Genomic DNA, 18,011 nt, shown 5'->3' with positions numbered 1-18,011 from the left:
TTATCCCTCCACTTCTATCTAAGCCTTTCATAATAAGCATCTTGCCATATCGTACAATCTATCACAAGCTATATGCCTACATAACCTACCTACCTTTACAAACTATATTCCTTCATTATACAGCAGCCCATACATAGTTACTTGAACTACCCTCTACTTACTCGCTAATGCTTCTTCACATGATTGAGGAAGGAGTATTCTCACCCGTTTTTTGGTAAAGAAAACCCGCCGATTGGCGAGCCCCGCTCCCCGGACGAAGACAGAGGTGTAGCCTTACTTATACTGTATTCCTAAAATTTCTGACTACGTCGAATAGTCTTCCAGCTGGAAATTTATACTTTCTTACAGTGTAAAAAACTCAGACATTCTATTCTGCAAACAAAAAGCAGCGAATCCAGTGTGCAAGGATCCGCTGCTTTTTGTTTATATTTCTCTTTAATGTCTACGCTACGAAAGAGAATACATCTGCTATTTATCAAATAGAAACTGTATTTTATTGTCCTTCCACTCCAGCCTCGCATCAAAAGTCTTTTCTCCCTTTTTAAACCCCTTAATTACATCTGTCCTTCCTGTTTCAAGAAGCTTTTTTACATTTGTCACCGATAGCTTTTTTCCTAATATTTTTTTAGAAACTGTAAAGCTGCATTTTGTTTTTGCATAGTGGGAGCAACCATAAAAATCGCCCTTATCAACAACATTTTCTCCGCACAATTTACAAGATCCAACTTTCTTGCCAAGTGACGCCTTCGATTTTGTCTGCTCGATCGCACCCGTATCAATGCCAGAAAATGTCCACTGCGCAGACATTTGTACAGCATCCTCGATAATTTTAGCGGACAGCTTTTTAACTTGCTCCATAAAACTTGCGGCAGATGCATTCCCCTCTCCAATCTCAGCAAGCCGCTGTTCCCACTTTGCTGTCATTTCTGGGGATGCCAAAATTTTATTACCGATCGCTTCAATTAAAACTTTTCCTTTATCTGTTGCATACACCTGATTTTTCGTTACCTCAATATACTTCCGGTCCTTGAGCATCGTAATAATGCCCGCACGCGTTGCCTCCGTACCGAGCCCTTCAGTTTTCATCAGCACCTTTTCCAGTTCTTCATTATCAAGGTGACGACCTGCTGTTTTCATAAGAGTAATAAGCTGCCCTTCTGTATATCGCTTCGGTGGCTGAGTTTTGCCTTCCTTCACCTGCACATCACACACTTGTCCCTTCTCTCCATTTTGCAGCGAAGGCAGAAGCTTTTCGTCATCCTCATCCTTTGTTCCTTCAGAAAACAAAACCTTTCGCCATCCCTCCTGAATTTGCTGCTTTCCCTTTGATAAGAAAGTAGCACGACCGTCTACCAATGTTGTAATGGTTGTATAATCAAAGATAGCCGCTTTATAATGGGCTGCAATTAAGCGTTTTGCTATTAAATCATATATTTTCTGCTCATCCCCGCTCAGCTTTGCCACATCAGGAACCTGTTCTGTCGGAATTACCGCGTAATGGTCCGTTACCTTCTTTTCATTTACATAGCGCTTGTTCTGAAGAATAGATGCAACCGGTGTTGGAAAGTAGCTTTTATAGGCATTTTGTTGACTCAATTTTTCCAATATGTCTGAAAAATTGGAAGCTTCTTCTTTTGTCACAAAGCTCGAATCGCTCCGGGGGTATGAGATATATCCCTTCGTGTACAAGCTCTGCGCAAGATCAAGCGTCTTTTTGGGGGAAAATTTAAAGGCTCGGTTTGCTGTTGCCTGCAGAGCTGATAAGTTAAAGAGCTGAGGCGGCTGAAATTCCTTTCGCTCCGTTTGGGCCTCAGTAATTTCTGCATTCTTTTCGCAGCAAAACGCAGCAATTTTCTGCGCTAACTCAGGGTTCTCAAGGCGGGATTCTCCATCCTTATGCCATTTCCCTTCATACTCTTTTCCGTTCATAGAAAAGGTCGCTACTACTTCCCAAAACGGCTTGGAGACAAAGCTCTCGATTTCTTTTTCTCGTTTCACTACAAGAGCAAGTGTCGGTGTTTGCACACGTCCAGCTGAAAACACATCCGAAATGCCTCGTTGTTTTAACAAAATTGTATAAACTCGTGAGGCGTTCATGCCAATAAGCCAATCGGCACAGGCACGACTGTATGCCTCAAAATATAAATTGCGCGTATCCTTTTCCCCCAGTAGATTCCTGAATCCTTCCCGTACTGCATTTTCAGTTAGAGAGGAAATCCACAACCGCTTCATTGGCTTAGAAATGCGTGCTGTTTGCAAAATAGTCCGGATAATGAGCTCACCTTCTCGCCCAGCATCGCCCGCATGGATAATTTCCTTCACTTCTGGTCTTTTGACCAAATCTCTTATCATAAAAAATTGCTTTGTTTTGGACTTTGTTACTTTATATTGAAACTTATCAGGGATAAGCGGCAAAGCCTCCAGTGTCCACCGCTTCCACGCTTTATCATATTCCTCAGGAGACAGCAACTCGCAAATATGACCGACAGCCCATGTAAAATAAGCTCCGTTCGGAAACAACTCGCATTTTCCTACTTCTATATAGCCGTCCCTCTTCCGAAACGAGAATGGCGCGGCCAGCTTCATTGCTTGGTCCGGTTTCTCTGCAATCACAACCTTCAATTTTATTATCTGCTACTAAAAACATAAACAAATGGAATCACTGGTTTATACACAAAGCCTCACAGCTTCCCCATAAATGCGTGCTCATGTGAAGTTTTTGAATGATTACTCTTTGTTTTTAGATGTTTTTATAGCAGGATTCACCACCTTTCTTTTTGGATTCATATTTCCAACTTCATTTTCGCTACCACCGCTTCAGGATGCTTCTCATTTTTTGATTTTGCGGCTGCAACTTAAGTTTTAAAACATTTGCTCTTTGCTGCATAGCTGCATATCGCAATATCCTTCATTCCTGCATTCAGTTTGTGTTGATCGGAGAAGGTGTAGCTTCTCAGCAGGCGGATATAAAAAATTCTTGCTTGTAAGCAGCATTCTATTTATGCTTTTTTGGGGAATCTATAGTTTTTTATTTCAGACCTCTTCTCTTTATATCCCATTCTATTATATCGTTTTCAATATTAAGCTTCCAACTGTATATCCACAACAACCCCAACTAAACAAAAACATTCCATTTTGTGTACAAGATGTATTTCACATGCTTATATTTTTCCTACTTGATATAAGAATATGACAAACAACACTACGAATACAATGCTTTGAGTAATATATTCTAACGAGGAGGGACTGCTGTGGGGAAACGCGCATGGATTAGCTTGCCTATTATTATAGTGCTTCTTGCTGGCATTGCTGCAACAGTTATTCTAGGCAATACAAAGATTGATGCGACAAATGTAAAAGATGCAAAACGAATTGCTGCTTATGCAGAGCCTGCTGTTGTTCAGGTTTATAACTATGCAGTTATAAATTGGGACTTTTCAGCTGTGGAAGCATTTCAGTATTACGCTGCTACGGAACAGGAATATAATTACCTGGGTGCGATAAATGAGTACTTTGTTGCGACAGAGGGACGGTCCTATGTAGGTGGTCGCGGTTCCGGAGCTATTATAAGTTCAAATGGCTATATCGTAACAAATGCTCATGTTGTTGATGCAACAAGAAAAAGTGATGATGAGCTCATCGCGGCAGGGTTAGAAAGCACAGCATATGAAATTGCAGACATATACAGCCTCGACCCTTCTCTTGTTTATGCTTACCTAATCCACACCCTCGGTTTTACATCCATCCAACGGGTGCAAAAGGTAGTTTTACCAAGCGGGGAAGCCTATGACAGCGATACTAAAGCATTTGGGGCTCCTATCGGGGAAGGAAAAGATGTAGCGGTTATCAAAATTGATGCGAACAATTTACCGACACTTCAGCTTGGGAATTCTGATGCTGTAGAGCTGCAGGATGACATATGGGTTATCGGTTATCCAGGCGCCGCCGAGTTACGTGAACTATCTGAGGATTCGCAGATTGTATCTACGATAGCTGCCGGGCAGGTTTCAGCAAAGGATAAGAAGTCCGAGCAAGGAAGCCCACTCATTCAAATTAACGCCGCAGCCTTGCCTGGAAATAGCGGCGGTCCAGTAGTTGACAGAAACGGAAAAATTATCGGTCTGCTCACAGCTGGTCCAACCGAGCAACTTAACTTTGCTGTGCCTTCCTCCACTGTACAAGAATTTGTCGCACAATCTGGCGCCAAAAATGCTCCTGGACCTGTGGACACTCTGTATAGAGAGGGCTTAGAATTTTTCTGGGCTGGTTATTATGAAGAAGCACTAGATCGCTTCCAAAAGGTAGAGCAACTGTACGACAAACATCCTAAAATTAAACAACTCATTAGTGAATCACGAGAAAAAATGGGGCAAAACAAAACCTATTGGCCAAAGTACAAAACCTATTTCTATATATATGACGGGGTTGCTGCTGTCATTATTATCTTTCTCATTATTTTTGCCTTTGTCCTCAAACCAAAACAAAGACCGCAAACACCTGAGGTCCCTGAATCGCCGCCGGAAAAAGGCACGGAATAATAAGAGCGGGATGTCTTACACAACAAGACATCCCGCTTTTTTGACACTGTAGAAAAGCATAACTTTTCGGGGCGATGTCTAGCTCCCAAGACCCAAAATGGCGGACCCCGGGCTGAACCTCCGCAAAAGGCAAAAAGTTCCTTTTACTCCGGCCCACCCCTACGCTGCCATAAAAAGCGGGCCTTATCCGCTTTTCTTAATGACCAGATACACCACTCACACCATGGCCTGTATTTGATTTTACAAGAATTTCATCAAATTTCTCCTGACTTGCTTTTTTGCTTGATAATACTGTACCTAAATACGCTGCAAGAAATCCAAGAGGAATAGAGATAATCCCTGGGTTTGTCAGCTGAATTAGCGGCTCGCCAACAAGAATTGCCTTCCCTGCCTCCGGACTCCATACATTTGGACCGATTGCCACAATAATGATGGCAGAAATGAGACCTACAAGCATACCCGAAACCGCTCCCGCTGTATTAAAACGCTTCCAATAAATCGTCAACAAAATAACAGGTAAATTGGCACTTGCTGCTACTGCAAAAGCAAGAGCGACTAAAAATGCAACGTTTAACGTTTGGGCAAAAAGTGCTAACACAATAGATAAGACAGCAACACCGATAGAAGCATAACGGGCCATTACAACCTGTTCTTTTTCGGATGCTTTGCCGCGCCGGATAATTTCATTATAAAAATCATGTGCAAACGCCGAGGCAGCTGTTAATACCAGGCCTGCTACCACTGCAAGAATCGTCGCGAATGCAATAGCGGAAACAAACGCAAATAAGAAATCCCCGCCTAACTCCCGCGCTAATAAAGGGGCCGCCATGTTTCCTGCCGGGTTTGCCTTGACAATTGCTGCATTCCCTACAAATGCAGCCGCACCAAAGCCGAGGAACATCGTCATAACATAGAAGGCACCGATTAGCCACGTAGCGTACACAACGGATTGACGCGCTGTTTTAGCATCTTTCACGGTAAAGAATCGAACGAGAATATGCGGCAATCCAGCAGTTCCAAGTACAAGTGCCATGTTCAAGGAAAGCGTGTCGATACCGTTTGTGTATTTCACGCCTGGATTCAAAAATGCTTCTTTTAACGGGGTTGCTGTTTTCATTTGCGCAAACATCTCCGTAAAGCTGAAGCCAAATTTCGCAAATACAATAATAGAAATTACCAGTGTGCCACCCATAAGCAGCACAGCCTTTACAATTTGTACCCAGCTTGTTGCCGTCATCCCTCCAAAAATAACATAGACCGTCATTAATGTTCCTACAATTAACACAGCAGTAGTATACTCTAGCCCTAATAATAGCTTAATAAGTGCACCTGCTCCTACAAGCTGTGCAATCATGTAGAAAATGGAGATTGTCATCGTATTCAAGGCTGCAACGCCACGTACTTTTCTTTCCTCAAATCGTGCCGCAATCATGTCAGCTAATGTATATTTTCCAAGGTTTCGGAGGGGCTCTGCTACTAAGTATAGAACAACAAGATACGCTACAAGAAAGCCGATGCTGTAAAAGAAGCCATCAAATCCAGCCAGCGCGATTGTGCCTGCAATTCCAAGGAATGATGCAGCAGACATATAATCACCTGCAATAGCTAATCCGTTTTGCCAGCCTGTCAAGCCGCCGCCCGCTGTATAAAACTCACTGGCATTCTTTGTCTTCTTCGATGCGAAGTATGTGATGACGAGTGTACCAAGCACGATTGCTAAGAATAGTGTAAAAGCTGTAACGTTCACGATTAGCCCCTCCCTTTATTCAGTTTTTGTAAAATATCGGTGGACAGCTTATCAAACGACTGAGCCTTTTTGCTGTAAAGGATACAAAGTGCCCATGTCATAACGAACTGGGCAAATCCGAAAACCCAAGCCCATGTAATTTCTCCAATAGCGGGTGTGTTCAAAACATTAGAATAGGATGTCAGAATCGGAAGGATAAAATAAAACGTGAAGAAGAAGATGGTCATAGGGATAATAAATTTCTTTTTCGCTTGTAGCAGCTGTTTAAACTCAGGGGATTGTACAATCTGCGTGTAATCGATTCCATCGGTCTGTGAGCGAGCAGCACTTTCTTGTTTTACTTCCATTGTTACACTCTCCTCTCAAATTATATGCCGTTGCAATCATGAGACAGCTAAAATAACACCTCCCCCGAACCACCTTAGTAAAGCGCTTACAATTAAAAAGAGATTACCAAATGCAAATCTAATTTTATTAAATATTCCCTCATATGGAAAGTATTTTAAGTAGACATTTTTTTACAATTTCTTTTTTTCAAAAAACCGCTAATAGTCATGGAGAGCTATTTTTTAGCCTTTTATTCTGCATACCATGTATCCATAAGCCACTTTCTAGGAGGCCTATGCACAATCGGCAAAATCCTTTTATAGAAGGAGTGACTGGGCAGACATTAAATCTGTCCGCTTTTCCCATAAAAAACGCCGCCTTTTTCAGCGACGCAAAAGAGTGATTCTTATATACAGCTATACTTTCTATTCTATTTATTCAATACTTTTTAAAAATTGGCTCCTTGCTCAAAAGAGCGATTGCTTATATGCTGCTGAAATATATTTTGCTGATCAACAATATGCTCTACCGAAAATACAATTACCTCTCCTCTATGCACCTCACCTATAATTAATCCCGTGTTTTTGTGATGTACTGCAAAATTATACTGGTTCTCTCGCGGAAGAACGCGCTCAACAACCGATAGTACCGCTTCATAAATTTCAGTACGCTCCTGCACTTCTTTTCCTAGCTTTGTTGAGAGTTTAACAATTACTTCTTTTCCGTTTATCGTCGTTCGATACATACTCGTATCCTCCCTTTAAGCATACTAACCAGCCGTACTTTCTTATACAAGAAGAGATTGTGCTACATGTACAAAAAAAACAGGTTAGCTTTTTTTGAAGAATGTGCTTCCTTACAAAAATATTCCCTTTCCAACAATCTCCCCCAAGGTAACCTCAGTCCCTTGCAGAAACCTGTTTCTTATTCATCTATATTCCATTCTGAACATAAAAAACCCTTGTTTATTCTTCACAAAATTTGCAGCAAAAATAAAATTTTTAAAGAAAATTCACTGATTGTGAAAACGGAGGTGTAGTTACATTTACAATTTTTCATAAAATTTCCTAATATGTAAAATTAAACTGATACATAGGAATTTATATATTAAATTGTAAACAAATAACTCAAAAATTTCCCTAATTCAATTCTTTTCCCTAGCATGTCTGTTTTGTATAAAAATCAAACACGAAATCCTAATTCCCCTCCCTTGGTTATATATAAAATAGCAGGCATATTGATTAACGAGAAAAACCAAAAAATACATACTCATTTCCTAAGATTAAAAAACACCTCCTATGCGCAAACTACATGTAGTAACTCGCAGGAGGTGTTTTATCTATGGCACAAGATATACGAGGCGCGGGAGATCCATACCATGCCTCTCATAATGGCTTTAACGGCTTTGAAGACGTAGGAATGCGGGTGGCATCCGCCCAGAAAGTGGTCGGCTCTGCCACTATGAGTATGGATCCTGCTCAGCTGCATAACGCGGCCAAAATAGTAGAGGAAGCACGTCGTCAGCTTACACACATGAAGGAAATAGCAACAGATCTCGACGAGGCATTTCTTTCAAAACAAGAAGAAATGCTCGAGCAATGCGAACACCAACTAAATGAAGCAATGCAATAATCTTAAGAAAAGCGGACAAGGTTCGCCTTTTATGGCAGCATAGGGGTGGGCCGGAGTAAAAGACGCTGTTTGTCTTTTGCGGAGGTTCAGCCCGGAGTCTGCCATTTTAGGTCTTGGGAGCTAGATATCGCTCCGAAAAGTTATACTTTCTTATCTTGCTAGAAAAACCGCCGTATCGGCGGTTTTATTCATGCTTCATGATAGTTTTTTGCCGTAATCCTTCAACTTTTCTCCAACAGTACAATGTTTGATACAAAATGATTGTGCATATCGTGGACCGTTCTCCTTTCGGAAATGGCTATTTAGAAAGCAGCCATCGCAATACGTGTCGAGCAGCTGATGCACCTCTCCAATCCACTGCTTTCGGTTTAACGACTTACTCACTCTTTCACTCCTCCACTGCCGCATGGCTATCAATCACAATACCCTGCAATGCCTGTGATGCCAGCTGATGCGCTTCCTTGTTCGCCTTTCTTGAAACCGGCTCATATGAAAAGCGCAGCTGCATATCCGCTGCCTTTTGTTCTACACGGTCAAGATACCGATTTAGGTTTTCTTCATAGCACGGCCATTCGCCAGACAGCTGCTTTAACACAACCTGCGAATCGCCCTTTAGTACTATAGTCTGATACCGTACTCCCAGCTCTTCCAAAAGCCCCATGCCATATAATAAGGCAGCATATTCAGCCTCATTGTTATTTTCTAAACCTGTTAATTGCCCATTGCGGCGCACGCGGTATGTTTTTCCGTTCTTAACATAATATATGCTAACCCCAACACCCGTTTCCCTCGTTTGCAAATCATAGCCTCCATCAAAATACATCACAATATCGTGCGGCTCTTCCTCGATCTTTCTCGCGAGCTTCTCTGCCTCCTTCTTCGTCCAATGTGTTCCGACTTCATCATAAAAATTCAGTTCCTTGACTCTTCCTGTCTTTTCAAAATCATTTGCAAAGTGCAGTGCCTCCTCTAAGCGGAGAAAATCGGTTGTCAGAACCGTCTCACTTCCATTCTTTATCTTATATGTCCACTCAATTTTATATTTCATGAACCTTCTCCTTTATCTTTAAATAAGTATTTTAATAAAGAAAACTCGCTGATTGGCGAGCCCTGCCTTTGGGCGAAGACAGAAGCGTAGTTGCACTTATACTGTATTCCTAAAATTTCCGACTACGTCGAATTCACTTCCAGCTGGAAATTTATACTTTCTTACAGTGTAAAGAAAACTCGCTGATTGGCGAGCCCCGCCTTTGGGCGAAGACAGCAGCGTAGTTGCACTTATACTTTATGCCTAAAATTTCTTACTACGTCGAATTGGCTTCCGGCTCGAAATTTATACTTTCTTAAAGTACAAGAAATGGACCTATTCCCTTTATTTTACAATAAATTTCCAATTTCATGCATATAACTTGAAGAGCTCTTGTTTTGCATTCATTATTGCCTGCTCCGGTTTACCGGACAAATGCAATAATCTATCTATCCTTATTATACCCAAAACATGATAAACCTCTCGATTTACAGCAACAAACATGATAGAGTTATAATCGCATACAGATTGCGACATCATTTTGGTAAATGAATTATATTTTCCTAATGGAAAAATGGAGGTAAGGCTTTGATCGAAGTATATATTGATGGAGCATCAAAAGGGAACCCAGGACCATCTGGTGCGGGTGTTTTTATAAAAGGAATTCCGCAACCAGTACAACTGTCCATGCCGCTTGGAATTATGAGTAATCATGAAGCAGAATGTCGTTCACTGCTCATCGCTTTGCAGTATTGTCTTGAGCATAATTTTAAGGTTGTCTCTTTTCGCACGGATTCACAGCTTGTAGAACGAGCACTTGAAAAACAATATGTAAAAAACAAAACTTTTCTGCCATTGTTAGAAGAAGCATTCCGGCTCGTGGAACAGTTTGATTTATTTTTCATTAAGTGGATTCCAAGCAGTCAAAATAAAGTTGCAGATGAGCTTGCGCGTAGAGCCATCCTGCAAAATGAGCAAAGATAATTAACATGTTAAGCAAAAAATGGATTGCTCACGTATCGCTTCTGTTTGTTACCCTTATATGGGGAGCAACGTTTGTTGTCGTACAACATGCCATATCACTTGTACAACCGTTCACATTTAACGCGATTCGTTTTCTCATTGCCGGGTTTATCTTACTCATCATTCAAATGATATATACCAAACGAGCAACTGTCTCTATTTCACGCAAAGACATTATATCTGGTGCACTCATTGGTTTTTTCTTGTTTGGAGGCTATTTATTCCAAACATTTGGCTTACTGTATACTACCTCATCTAAGGCTGGTTTTTTAACAGGGTTGAGCATTGTAATGATTCCCATTGTTTCATATATTTTTTTAAAACAAAAAACAGGGTTATTTGCCATAATTGGTATCCTAACGGCAACGGCTGGATTATTTTTACTAACAGCAGAGAATTCCTTTCGTTTGAATCAAGGAGACATCCTGGTGCTATGTTGCGCGGTTTCCTTTGCGCTTCACATACTCATAAATGGGGCCTATTCACACACACTTTCACCGCTCTTCTTAAGTACCGTGCAAATATTAACAGTAGGGACTCTCTCTACAATTTGTGCAATTATATTTGAGGATTGGGAACGCGCCCTATCTAACGATTTATGGCAAAACAATTCATTTTTATTCGCACTCTTTTTAACATCTGTCTTCGCGACCGCTCTCGCCTTTTTTATTCAAACAGCCGCACAAAAAAGTATCTCACCTACCAAGGTAGCGATGATTTTAGTAATAGAACCGGTATTCGCTGCTTTAACAGCAATGCTTGTAAACAATGAACAGTTGTCCTCAGCAACAATAATCGGCTGCGCTTGCATCTTCCTCGGCATGATTCTAGTAGAACTACCCAGCAAACAAAAAGAAAAAAGCGCACAGGCTGCGTAAGCTCAGGATTCGAGCCTGCGTACATATGCCTGTGCGCTTTTTTCATCCTCAATATGATCTCTTTTCAAGCCTTCTAACAAAGCAATAAAATAACTGCCATCAAAATCACGCTGATGCTTTAAGGTTGCCTCAATCGCTATCTTCACAATTTTGTCCGAAGCCCCTGTATATTTTTGTCCAAACATAATAAACCCAAGCGCTTCCTGTGAAAGCTTAAACCCTTTTGTTTGCAGGTGGAAAAGATAGTCTTGTACTGTCCCCATGGTGCCTCTCCTCTAAAAATTTCATTCCCACTCTTATCATACATTGTTTAGGGGACCCTGAAAATAGGGAAGAAATATAAGAAAAGTGGACAAGGCCCGAAAAGTTATACTTTCTTATCTTGTAAAGAAAACTCGACGATTGACGAGCCCCGCTCCCCGGGCGAAGACAGAGGTGTAGCCCTACTTATACTGTATTCTGTAAATAAAACATAGCCATGTTCAGGCTTCCTACCCGCGCACAAATGGATCTCGCCACTCCATCGCTCTATATACCGTTTGGATACGCTGTTCATTCCAATCGAGCAACGCTTCATCCAGAGAGCAAACAATTGGTACTTCACAATGTATCGCCGCCAGTTGAAGAGATAACTGAAGGTTTTCTAAATCATTCTCTATTTTTGTTTGTTGCGCTTTTGTAAGATGTGCTAGATTTTGCAATACACCTTCTGTGGTACCGAATTGCTGAATCAGCCTATGCGCCGTTTTTTCTCCAATTCCTTTTACACCGGGATAATTGTCACTCGTATCACCCATAAAGGCTTTAACATGGACGATTTGCCATGGCTTTATGCCTCTCTCCTCAAAAATCACTTCCGGTGTGTAATATTTGTAATTTCCCATCCCCTTTTGCAACAGCATAATGGTAACTGTCTCGTTAGCGAGCTGAAGAAGATCAGTATCGCCGGTTAAAATCATTACCTCTGCTTCGGATGCATATTGCTTGGCAAGCGTTCCAATACAGTCATCTGCCTCATAGCCTTTTAACCCTATATTGGGCATACCCAGCATCGCTGACGCTTCCTTCACCAAATCAAATTGCGGAATGAGTTCATCTGGGGGAGCTGCTCTGTTTGCTTTATAATGTTCATATGATTCCGTTCGAAAAGTCGTACTTCCCATGTCCCAACAGGCAACCGCATGAGTCGGCTGCACAGCTTGAACCGCTGCCGTAACATGTTTTACAAAACCATTTACACCATTCGTCGGCACGCCGCTTTTTGTCTCCATATATCGGCCATATACACTTGTTGCGTAAAAGGAGCGGAATAAAAGCGCCATCCCATCTATTAATAATACCTTTTTCATTCTTCTCGTCTCTCTCCTACAAAAAAATAAAAACCTCACGCGTAATTACGTAAGGTTAGGAAACCCCGCTTGTGCCGTTGCTTGAATATGTCCGTAAACCCGCTCTCGCAGGGGGATGCTCTCACAAGCACCTTCATCTTCCTTGCAACAAGGCGTGATGGCAGTACTTAAATATCGAACTTCCGTATTTACACCGTTGGTTTAAGACATAAAAAAGATACGTACACGGCAGGATGTTTCTTTTAATATTATAGTAACATACTCGCTTTATCATGTAAAACCGTTTTCAAAGCGTTTGTTTAACTCTGTGTAATTTATTGTAATACAAAGCAGGCGCATACGCAACAGCCTAATTCATTTTATCTTTTGCGTTTTTTCTACAATATTTTCATCGTATGAAATCCAATCACTCCAGCTTCCGGCATAGAGCTTTACATCTTGAAAGCCAGCCATCTTAAGCGCGAGCACATTCGGACATGCTGTTACACCTGACCCACAATATACAATTGTTTCCTTTTCCTTGTCAAACATGCAAAAACGCGCTTCTTGCTCTTTTTCACCTTGAAATACTCCTTCTGCACTCACACCGTCCATCCAAAAGCTGTTTACAGCTGTTGGGATATGTCCAGCCTTACGGTCAATCGGCTCCTCAATTCCTGCATAACGGATCGGTTCACGTGAATCGATTAATAAGAAGTCTGCGCCACTTTCAATTCTATTCTTAACATCTGCCATACTAACAAGCATATCTGACTGCAGATGCGGAAGGAACTCTTTGCTTTCAAAAACAGGGATGGCATCTGTTGTCGGTAATCCTGCCTGCTTCCAAGCTGTAAAGCCGCCGTTTAGAATATATACCTTTTCATGCCCAAGATACGTAAGCAGCCACCAAAGCCGGGAAGCCATTGCTCCATTTTGACTGTCATATGCAATTACGGTCGTATGCTTATCAATTCCTGCTGCGCCTATTTTCCTTGCGAACAGCTCAATATCAGGCAATGGGTGGCGTCCTCCATGTACGCCAACCTCACCCGACAAATCCTTATTCAAGTCAAAATAGAGCGCATATGGAAGATGCTCCTCTTCATATTGTTTTCTTCCCCAAGAGGGATCACCTAATTGAAAGCGGCAGTCAATAATGCGGACCGCTTCACTATTGTAATGCTCAGCTAACCAACCGATTTCCGCTACCCCATTCATCCTGTTCTCCTCCTACTTATGAATGCTTTAAACGATTCACATACTCTTCTACCATTTCTGGCGTTACATATTTACGAGTCGGTACAACACCATATTTTCCTGCAAGCTCGTTAATTTGTTGTGTTACACCATTAATGCCTTCTGTTGAGAACGACTTGCCATTCGTGCAAAGCGCAACAGCTGCTTCAATCGCAGCTTCACGCTGCGCTTCAAGCCGTAAAAATGTTGTAACAATTTCATGTTGTTTTTGTGAGTGAGCTGTAATTGCTTTATGTACCTCTGCCATTTTTTCCACCTCTTCATAAAATCAATAGAAAGACAATTTCTAACACGCTTATGCATAGAAGCGCACTTGCTAACGCAATGCAGAGCATTTGCCCTGCACTACGTCCTATACAAGTGCTGTCTATCATTGTCTTTTGCCTTATTGTTTCCTTATTCTCCTTCAACCTTACACAAGGATACGTTACAGAACAGACAGCTCCTGCTCCACATCCTCTATTGAGCATTGTACTGCATGCTTTACCGATTTGTATACTGAAACATCAATTTTCTCAGACAAAGCAGCCAATACACCCTCATAATATTGCGTCGCCTGTTCCTCCATATTTTGTTTAACATCCCCCCACGCACGCTGCCATTCGCTTCCATAGTGCCGAGCAAGCAGCTGCTGCTCTTCTTCTATATAGGACGAAACGAGCGGTTCTAACACCTTTTTCATTTCTTCTTGCATACGAGCCTTTTCGTTATGCTCAAAAAAGCTTTTTGCATTTTTAAAAATGCTCCACGATTTTTTGAACTGCTGCAAATCAAGCTCAGCAAATGGCTCAATATGCGCAGCAGACGTATAGGAGGCATCTTCGATTGGAACAAACGATAGCTCCTTATTATATGATAAACATGTTTTTTGCAGCTCCTGGCAGGAAAAGTGAAGCTTTTCATTCATCCATTTTTCAAGGCGAAGCGAGGTTGCCCGCATTTCCTGCAGCAAATCATGCATAAGAAAATCGCTCAGCTCACTCGTGCATTCACGTAGCCTTTGCTTTATATCGCCTCCATCAGTGCGGAGCACAGCCGGGTTAAAGATTTCGGCAAACACATCCTGATAGCGGAAAAAGACACGCTGCTTAACGTAGAACAACAGTTCATGCACTTCCTTCTCAAGTGCCTTCTCCTCCGTTAACACACTATAAGCCGCTATTTCTTTTACAATATGCAGCCGCTCTTCTCCATAACGTTTCTTCTTCGCTTCTTTTTGCTCATTCCCTTCAAGGGCATTAGCAATAATATTAGCCAGCAGGCTGTTTGCTCCTTTTATAGAAGCATTAAGAGCTGTTAAGGATACAATCATTAAATCGCGCATTGTAAAGGATGTGAAGGCCTCTTCAAACGCTGACATACCGGATTGCTGCAAAATGCCATATTGCCCCTTCTCAGCAGAGCACCCCTTCTTTTCATCAAGCGCAAACAAGCTTGATAATGCAAACAGACGCGGATGGCGGATGCCATATTGAAGCAGCTGATCGGCGATATACTGCTTAACTGTTTGCAGTTCCGCTTCGGACTCTGCAAGATCAGCAGCATTAATTAAGAAAAACATTTTATCCATCGCAAAGGAGTCTTTTACACGACCAAGCTGAATTAAGAATTCACGGTCGGCTTTGGAAAATACATGATTGTAATAGGTTACAAATAGAATAGCGTCGGCATTTTTAATATACTGAAACGCCACATCTGTATGGCGGGCATTCACAGAATCTGCCCCCGGCGTATCAACCAGCGTAATTCCCTTTCGCGTAAACTCGCAATCATAATAGAGCTCGATGTATTCAACAAAACACGATTTTTCTTCATTTGCGACATACTCGCTAAAATCATCAAATGCAGTACGTATCATTTGACCTAGCTGATCTTGAAATGCGCTATAGCCCCTCTGCAACGCCCTTAGGAAGCTGAATGTTGTTTTTTGGCGTCCGCTTGGAGACGGATGCCGCAGCAATTCATCAATTTGCATCATTCCTTCTTCAAACGTCGTTATACGTTTTCCAAACAGTTTATAAATCTCCTGTAAGTCTTGCAGAAGCGTTTGCTCAGACTTAAGCTGTACTAACACTGTACCATGTGGATGTTCAGCAGTGATGGGCAAAATTTTATTAATCGTTGCCGTTGTTGGGTTAGGTGAAACGGGAAGCACCTTCTCACCAAGCAACGCGTTAGCAAACGATGATTTCCCCGCACTAAAGGCACCGAACAGCGCTACAGTAAATTGCTTCGTTTCAACCCGTTTTCGTTTTTCAACAATTTCATCATATACATGACGAAGTAGGCTGATTGGGCGAATTGTTTCCTCTACCTGCTTCACAGAAGCAAGAATTGTTTGAATACGTTCTTCAGCCGTAAGCTCTGTATTCACTGCAGGGAGTGCTGGCTCGATTTCTGCATGCGGCTGCGCCGCTTCAAATACAATTGGTTTAGCTGTTGTAATTTCCTGTCTCATGTTCATGACATCCTTAAGCTGGATCGTCGCCTGAGCCTCTGCATTTCCCTTCCAAGCGTTAGACAATAGCTGTTCATATTGCTTGATATCCTCATCGACAACAGCAGTCTCTTCCCACGCCGCCTGCTGCTGCTCATATTGCTGAATATCCTTATGCAGCTTTGCTAACTCATACTGCATATGTTCTTTTATTAATGGGAGCTGCCTTTCAAAAAATCTATTCGCTGCATCGCGATATGTCTTCTTTAGTACGTGCGCCACATCATTTGTGTAGTTCAACACATAATCGCCAGTCAGTCCGGCTCCTTGTTTCACAGCAGAGGTTAACATCGCCGGCTCAAATGCCACCTGCAACCCATATACCTGTTGTGCCAAGGCCTCTGAATATAGATTCTCCCTTTTTAGAAATGACAGCATCTGCTCCTTTACATGAAAATCAAGCTGCGTCTCCACAATCCCTTTCAGCTTTTCATAAAACGCATGCAAGCGATCTTCCTTTTCTTTTTTCGTTTTCGATTTCGAAAAGAAAAATCCAACCTTAAAGGTAGACAGCTCTGTCTCCAAATAGCGCTCCGCCAGATCCCGTACTTCATACGGCATTAAATACGCGTTATGCAAAATATGATCGATTTCTTTTGTGAAAGTGTTTCTAATAGTAACTTCCTTTCGCTCCGCCTGTTCCTTCTCCTCATATAGCCGTTGTAAATTAGCAGCAATATCCTCACGCGAAAGCGATCCTTCTGATAACGAACGTCGAAGCGGCTCTATTTCCTCCTCTGCCTGTTTAACAACAAAACGCATATGCTCCTTAAGCAAATACTCCGTCTCGTTTTGCATACTTTCTTGCATATACATCGTTCTTTGCGCAACAAGCGATTCTAACAGCTTCCTAAGCTCCGGCAGCTCATTATCGGCTTGATCCTGCTTACGCAGCGATGTATAGTATATCCCGTCCGTCTCAATATTCCAATTCGCAAAGGCCTCGCTCACGCTCTTTCGATAAGAGGCAAAGGAAAGCTCATCGTCCTTATGTTTGTCAATCTGATTTACAACCAAGTAAACACGCTTATTTCGTTGCTTTAATTCCTTTACAAACTGCAGATTCACCTCTGATTGGACATGATTATAGTCCATCATATAAAAGATTACATCTGCTAAATGAAGAGCTGATTCAGTTGCAAGCTTATGCGCATCATCAGTAGAATCAATTCCCGGTGTATCGACGAGCATAACGCCTGCTGGCAGCGGGGCATCATGCCGATAAATGTGGACACCCGTTACTTCATCACCATTTTTACATAGCTGCTTCAGCTGTGTATCCGTATACATCCCTTCATATGAATGCTTCTCCCCTGATTGAAGAGTTATTACAACGCGGTCGCTTCCCTTTTGGATTTGAACAACGTTCGCACTTGTTGGAATCGGACTCGTCGGCAGCAACTCTTGACCGTACAAATAATTCATCATCGTTGACTTGCCAGCGGAAAAGTGTCCGCAAAACGCAATCATAAACTCCTGCTTTCCATACTTCTGAATAACGTCTAGCAACTTTAGGCTATGCTGGACATCTCCTTTTTCTTTCCATGTTTCATACATAAAAAGAAGTCGCTGCAACGAATTGACAGGCAAAGTTTCAATCATCTTACACGTTCCCCTTTATCTAAAGATGTACCCCTTCTTATCTTACTAAATTTTCACTCTCTTCACAGTACAAAAATAAAGAAAACTCGCTGATTGGCGAGCCATGCTCTTGGGCGAAGACAGAAGCGTAGTTGCACTTATACTGTATTCCT

At 41.9% G+C, this 18,011-nt stretch carries 15 protein-coding genes and 1 other RNA gene; 4 read left to right on the top strand and 12 right to left on the bottom strand.

Annotated elements, in window-relative coordinates:
• Positions 1 to 468: 468 nt before the first annotated feature.
• Positions 469 to 2,622, bottom strand: a complete 2,154-nt coding sequence (locus EP737_RS11935) for a DNA topoisomerase III (RefSeq protein WP_129728200.1) — start codon at positions 2,620 to 2,622, stop codon at positions 469 to 471.
• A 629-nt stretch (positions 2,623 to 3,251) separates the two neighbouring features.
• Here EP737_RS11935 and EP737_RS11930 point away from each other — a divergent pair.
• Positions 3,252 to 4,538, top strand: coding sequence for a S1C family serine protease (locus tag EP737_RS11930; RefSeq protein WP_129728199.1), 1,287 nt, complete (start codon positions 3,252 to 3,254; stop codon positions 4,536 to 4,538).
• A 196-nt stretch (positions 4,539 to 4,734) separates the two neighbouring features.
• On the opposite strand, the gene EP737_RS11925 is transcribed toward EP737_RS11930, so the two are convergent.
• The 3 genes from EP737_RS11925 to EP737_RS11915 all read right to left on the bottom strand — a co-directional run bounded on the left by EP737_RS11925 (position 4,735) and on the right by EP737_RS11915 (position 7,357).
• Complete coding sequence (locus tag EP737_RS11925) at positions 4,735 to 6,285, bottom strand: solute symporter family protein (RefSeq protein WP_129728198.1); 1,551 nt, start codon at positions 6,283 to 6,285, stop codon at positions 4,735 to 4,737.
• A 2-nt stretch (positions 6,286 to 6,287) separates the two neighbouring features.
• On the bottom strand, positions 6,288 to 6,632 hold the full coding sequence (locus EP737_RS11920) for a DUF485 domain-containing protein (RefSeq protein ID WP_129728197.1): 345 nt from the start codon (positions 6,630 to 6,632) through the stop codon (positions 6,288 to 6,290).
• A gap of 428 nt (positions 6,633 to 7,060) precedes the next feature.
• Complete coding sequence (locus tag EP737_RS11915) at positions 7,061 to 7,357, bottom strand: cytoplasmic protein (RefSeq protein WP_129728196.1); 297 nt, start codon at positions 7,355 to 7,357, stop codon at positions 7,061 to 7,063.
• A gap of 596 nt (positions 7,358 to 7,953) precedes the next feature.
• On the opposite strand from EP737_RS11915, the gene EP737_RS11910 reads away from it, so the two are divergent.
• Positions 7,954 to 8,244: a DUF2564 family protein gene (locus EP737_RS11910; protein ID WP_129728195.1), complete on the top strand. Its 291-nt coding sequence runs from the start codon at positions 7,954 to 7,956 to the stop codon at positions 8,242 to 8,244.
• A gap of 195 nt (positions 8,245 to 8,439) precedes the next feature.
• On the opposite strand, the gene EP737_RS11905 is transcribed toward EP737_RS11910, so the two are convergent.
• Complete coding sequence (locus EP737_RS11905) at positions 8,440 to 8,628, bottom strand: zinc-finger domain-containing protein (RefSeq protein WP_246040234.1); 189 nt, start codon at positions 8,626 to 8,628, stop codon at positions 8,440 to 8,442.
• A gap of 4 nt (positions 8,629 to 8,632) precedes the next feature.
• Complete coding sequence (locus tag EP737_RS11900) at positions 8,633 to 9,292, bottom strand: ribonuclease H family protein (RefSeq protein WP_129728194.1); 660 nt, start codon at positions 9,290 to 9,292, stop codon at positions 8,633 to 8,635.
• 567 nt (positions 9,293 to 9,859) lie between these two features.
• Here EP737_RS11900 and EP737_RS11895 point away from each other — a divergent pair.
• Positions 9,860 to 10,255 (top strand): reverse transcriptase-like protein, encoded by a 396-nt coding sequence (locus EP737_RS11895; protein WP_129728193.1) that lies wholly within the window; start codon positions 9,860 to 9,862, stop codon positions 10,253 to 10,255.
• Between the two features lie 5 nt (positions 10,256 to 10,260).
• Positions 10,261 to 11,172: a DMT family transporter gene (locus tag EP737_RS11890; protein WP_129728192.1), complete on the top strand. Its 912-nt coding sequence runs from the start codon at positions 10,261 to 10,263 to the stop codon at positions 11,170 to 11,172.
• A gap of 2 nt (positions 11,173 to 11,174) precedes the next feature.
• On the opposite strand, the gene EP737_RS11885 is transcribed toward EP737_RS11890, so the two are convergent.
• The 6 genes from EP737_RS11885 to EP737_RS11860 form a co-directional block, all read right to left on the bottom strand.
• On the bottom strand, positions 11,175 to 11,435 hold the full coding sequence (locus EP737_RS11885) for a DUF6123 family protein (RefSeq protein ID WP_129728191.1): 261 nt from the start codon (positions 11,433 to 11,435) through the stop codon (positions 11,175 to 11,177).
• 228 nt (positions 11,436 to 11,663) lie between these two features.
• Positions 11,664 to 12,521 (bottom strand): 5'-3' exonuclease, encoded by an 858-nt coding sequence (locus tag EP737_RS11880; protein WP_129728190.1) that lies wholly within the window; start codon positions 12,519 to 12,521, stop codon positions 11,664 to 11,666.
• A 58-nt stretch (positions 12,522 to 12,579) separates the two neighbouring features.
• Positions 12,580 to 12,759: non-coding RNA, 6S RNA (ssrS, locus tag EP737_RS11875), on the bottom strand.
• Positions 12,760 to 12,875: 116 nt separating this feature from the next.
• Positions 12,876 to 13,721 (bottom strand): sulfurtransferase, encoded by an 846-nt coding sequence (locus EP737_RS11870; RefSeq protein WP_129728189.1) that lies wholly within the window; start codon positions 13,719 to 13,721, stop codon positions 12,876 to 12,878.
• Positions 13,722 to 13,737: 16 nt separating this feature from the next.
• Positions 13,738 to 14,007, bottom strand: coding sequence for a YpbS family protein (locus tag EP737_RS11865; RefSeq protein ID WP_129728188.1), 270 nt, complete (start codon positions 14,005 to 14,007; stop codon positions 13,738 to 13,740).
• Positions 14,008 to 14,187: 180 nt separating this feature from the next.
• Positions 14,188 to 17,859, bottom strand: coding sequence for a dynamin family protein (locus EP737_RS11860; protein WP_129728187.1), 3,672 nt, complete (start codon positions 17,857 to 17,859; stop codon positions 14,188 to 14,190).
• Positions 17,860 to 18,011 lie beyond the last annotated feature (152 nt).

Source organism: Ectobacillus funiculus (assembly GCF_004138295.1).
Lineage (GTDB): Bacteria > Bacillota > Bacilli > Bacillales > Bacillaceae_G > Ectobacillus > Ectobacillus funiculus.
The sequence above is the reverse complement of the archived record's forward strand: the minus strand, read 5'-3'. Positions and strand labels throughout refer to the sequence as shown.

Bases quoted from the DNA above. Each gene is read 5' to 3' on its own strand.
- EP737_RS11910 (WP_129728195.1), top strand. From the start codon at position 7,954: ATGGCACAAGATATACGAGGCGCGGGAGATCCATACCATGCCTCTCAT.
- EP737_RS11915 (WP_129728196.1), bottom strand. From the start codon at position 7,357: ATGTATCGAACGACGATAAACGGAAAAGAAGTAATTGTTAAACTCTCA.
- EP737_RS11860 (WP_129728187.1), bottom strand. From the start codon at position 17,859: ATGATTGAAACTTTGCCTGTCAATTCGTTGCAGCGACTTCTTTTTATG.
- EP737_RS11865 (WP_129728188.1), bottom strand. From the start codon at position 14,007: ATGGCAGAGGTACATAAAGCAATTACAGCTCACTCACAAAAACAACAT.
- EP737_RS11900 (WP_129728194.1), bottom strand. From the start codon at position 9,292: ATGAAATATAAAATTGAGTGGACATATAAGATAAAGAATGGAAGTGAG.
- EP737_RS11870 (WP_129728189.1), bottom strand. From the start codon at position 13,721: ATGAATGGGGTAGCGGAAATCGGTTGGTTAGCTGAGCATTACAATAGT.
- EP737_RS11885 (WP_129728191.1), bottom strand. From the start codon at position 11,435: ATGGGGACAGTACAAGACTATCTTTTCCACCTGCAAACAAAAGGGTTT.
- EP737_RS11880 (WP_129728190.1), bottom strand. From the start codon at position 12,521: ATGAAAAAGGTATTATTAATAGATGGGATGGCGCTTTTATTCCGCTCC.
- EP737_RS11890 (WP_129728192.1), top strand. From the start codon at position 10,261: ATGTTAAGCAAAAAATGGATTGCTCACGTATCGCTTCTGTTTGTTACC.
- EP737_RS11920 (WP_129728197.1), bottom strand. From the start codon at position 6,632: ATGGAAGTAAAACAAGAAAGTGCTGCTCGCTCACAGACCGATGGAATC.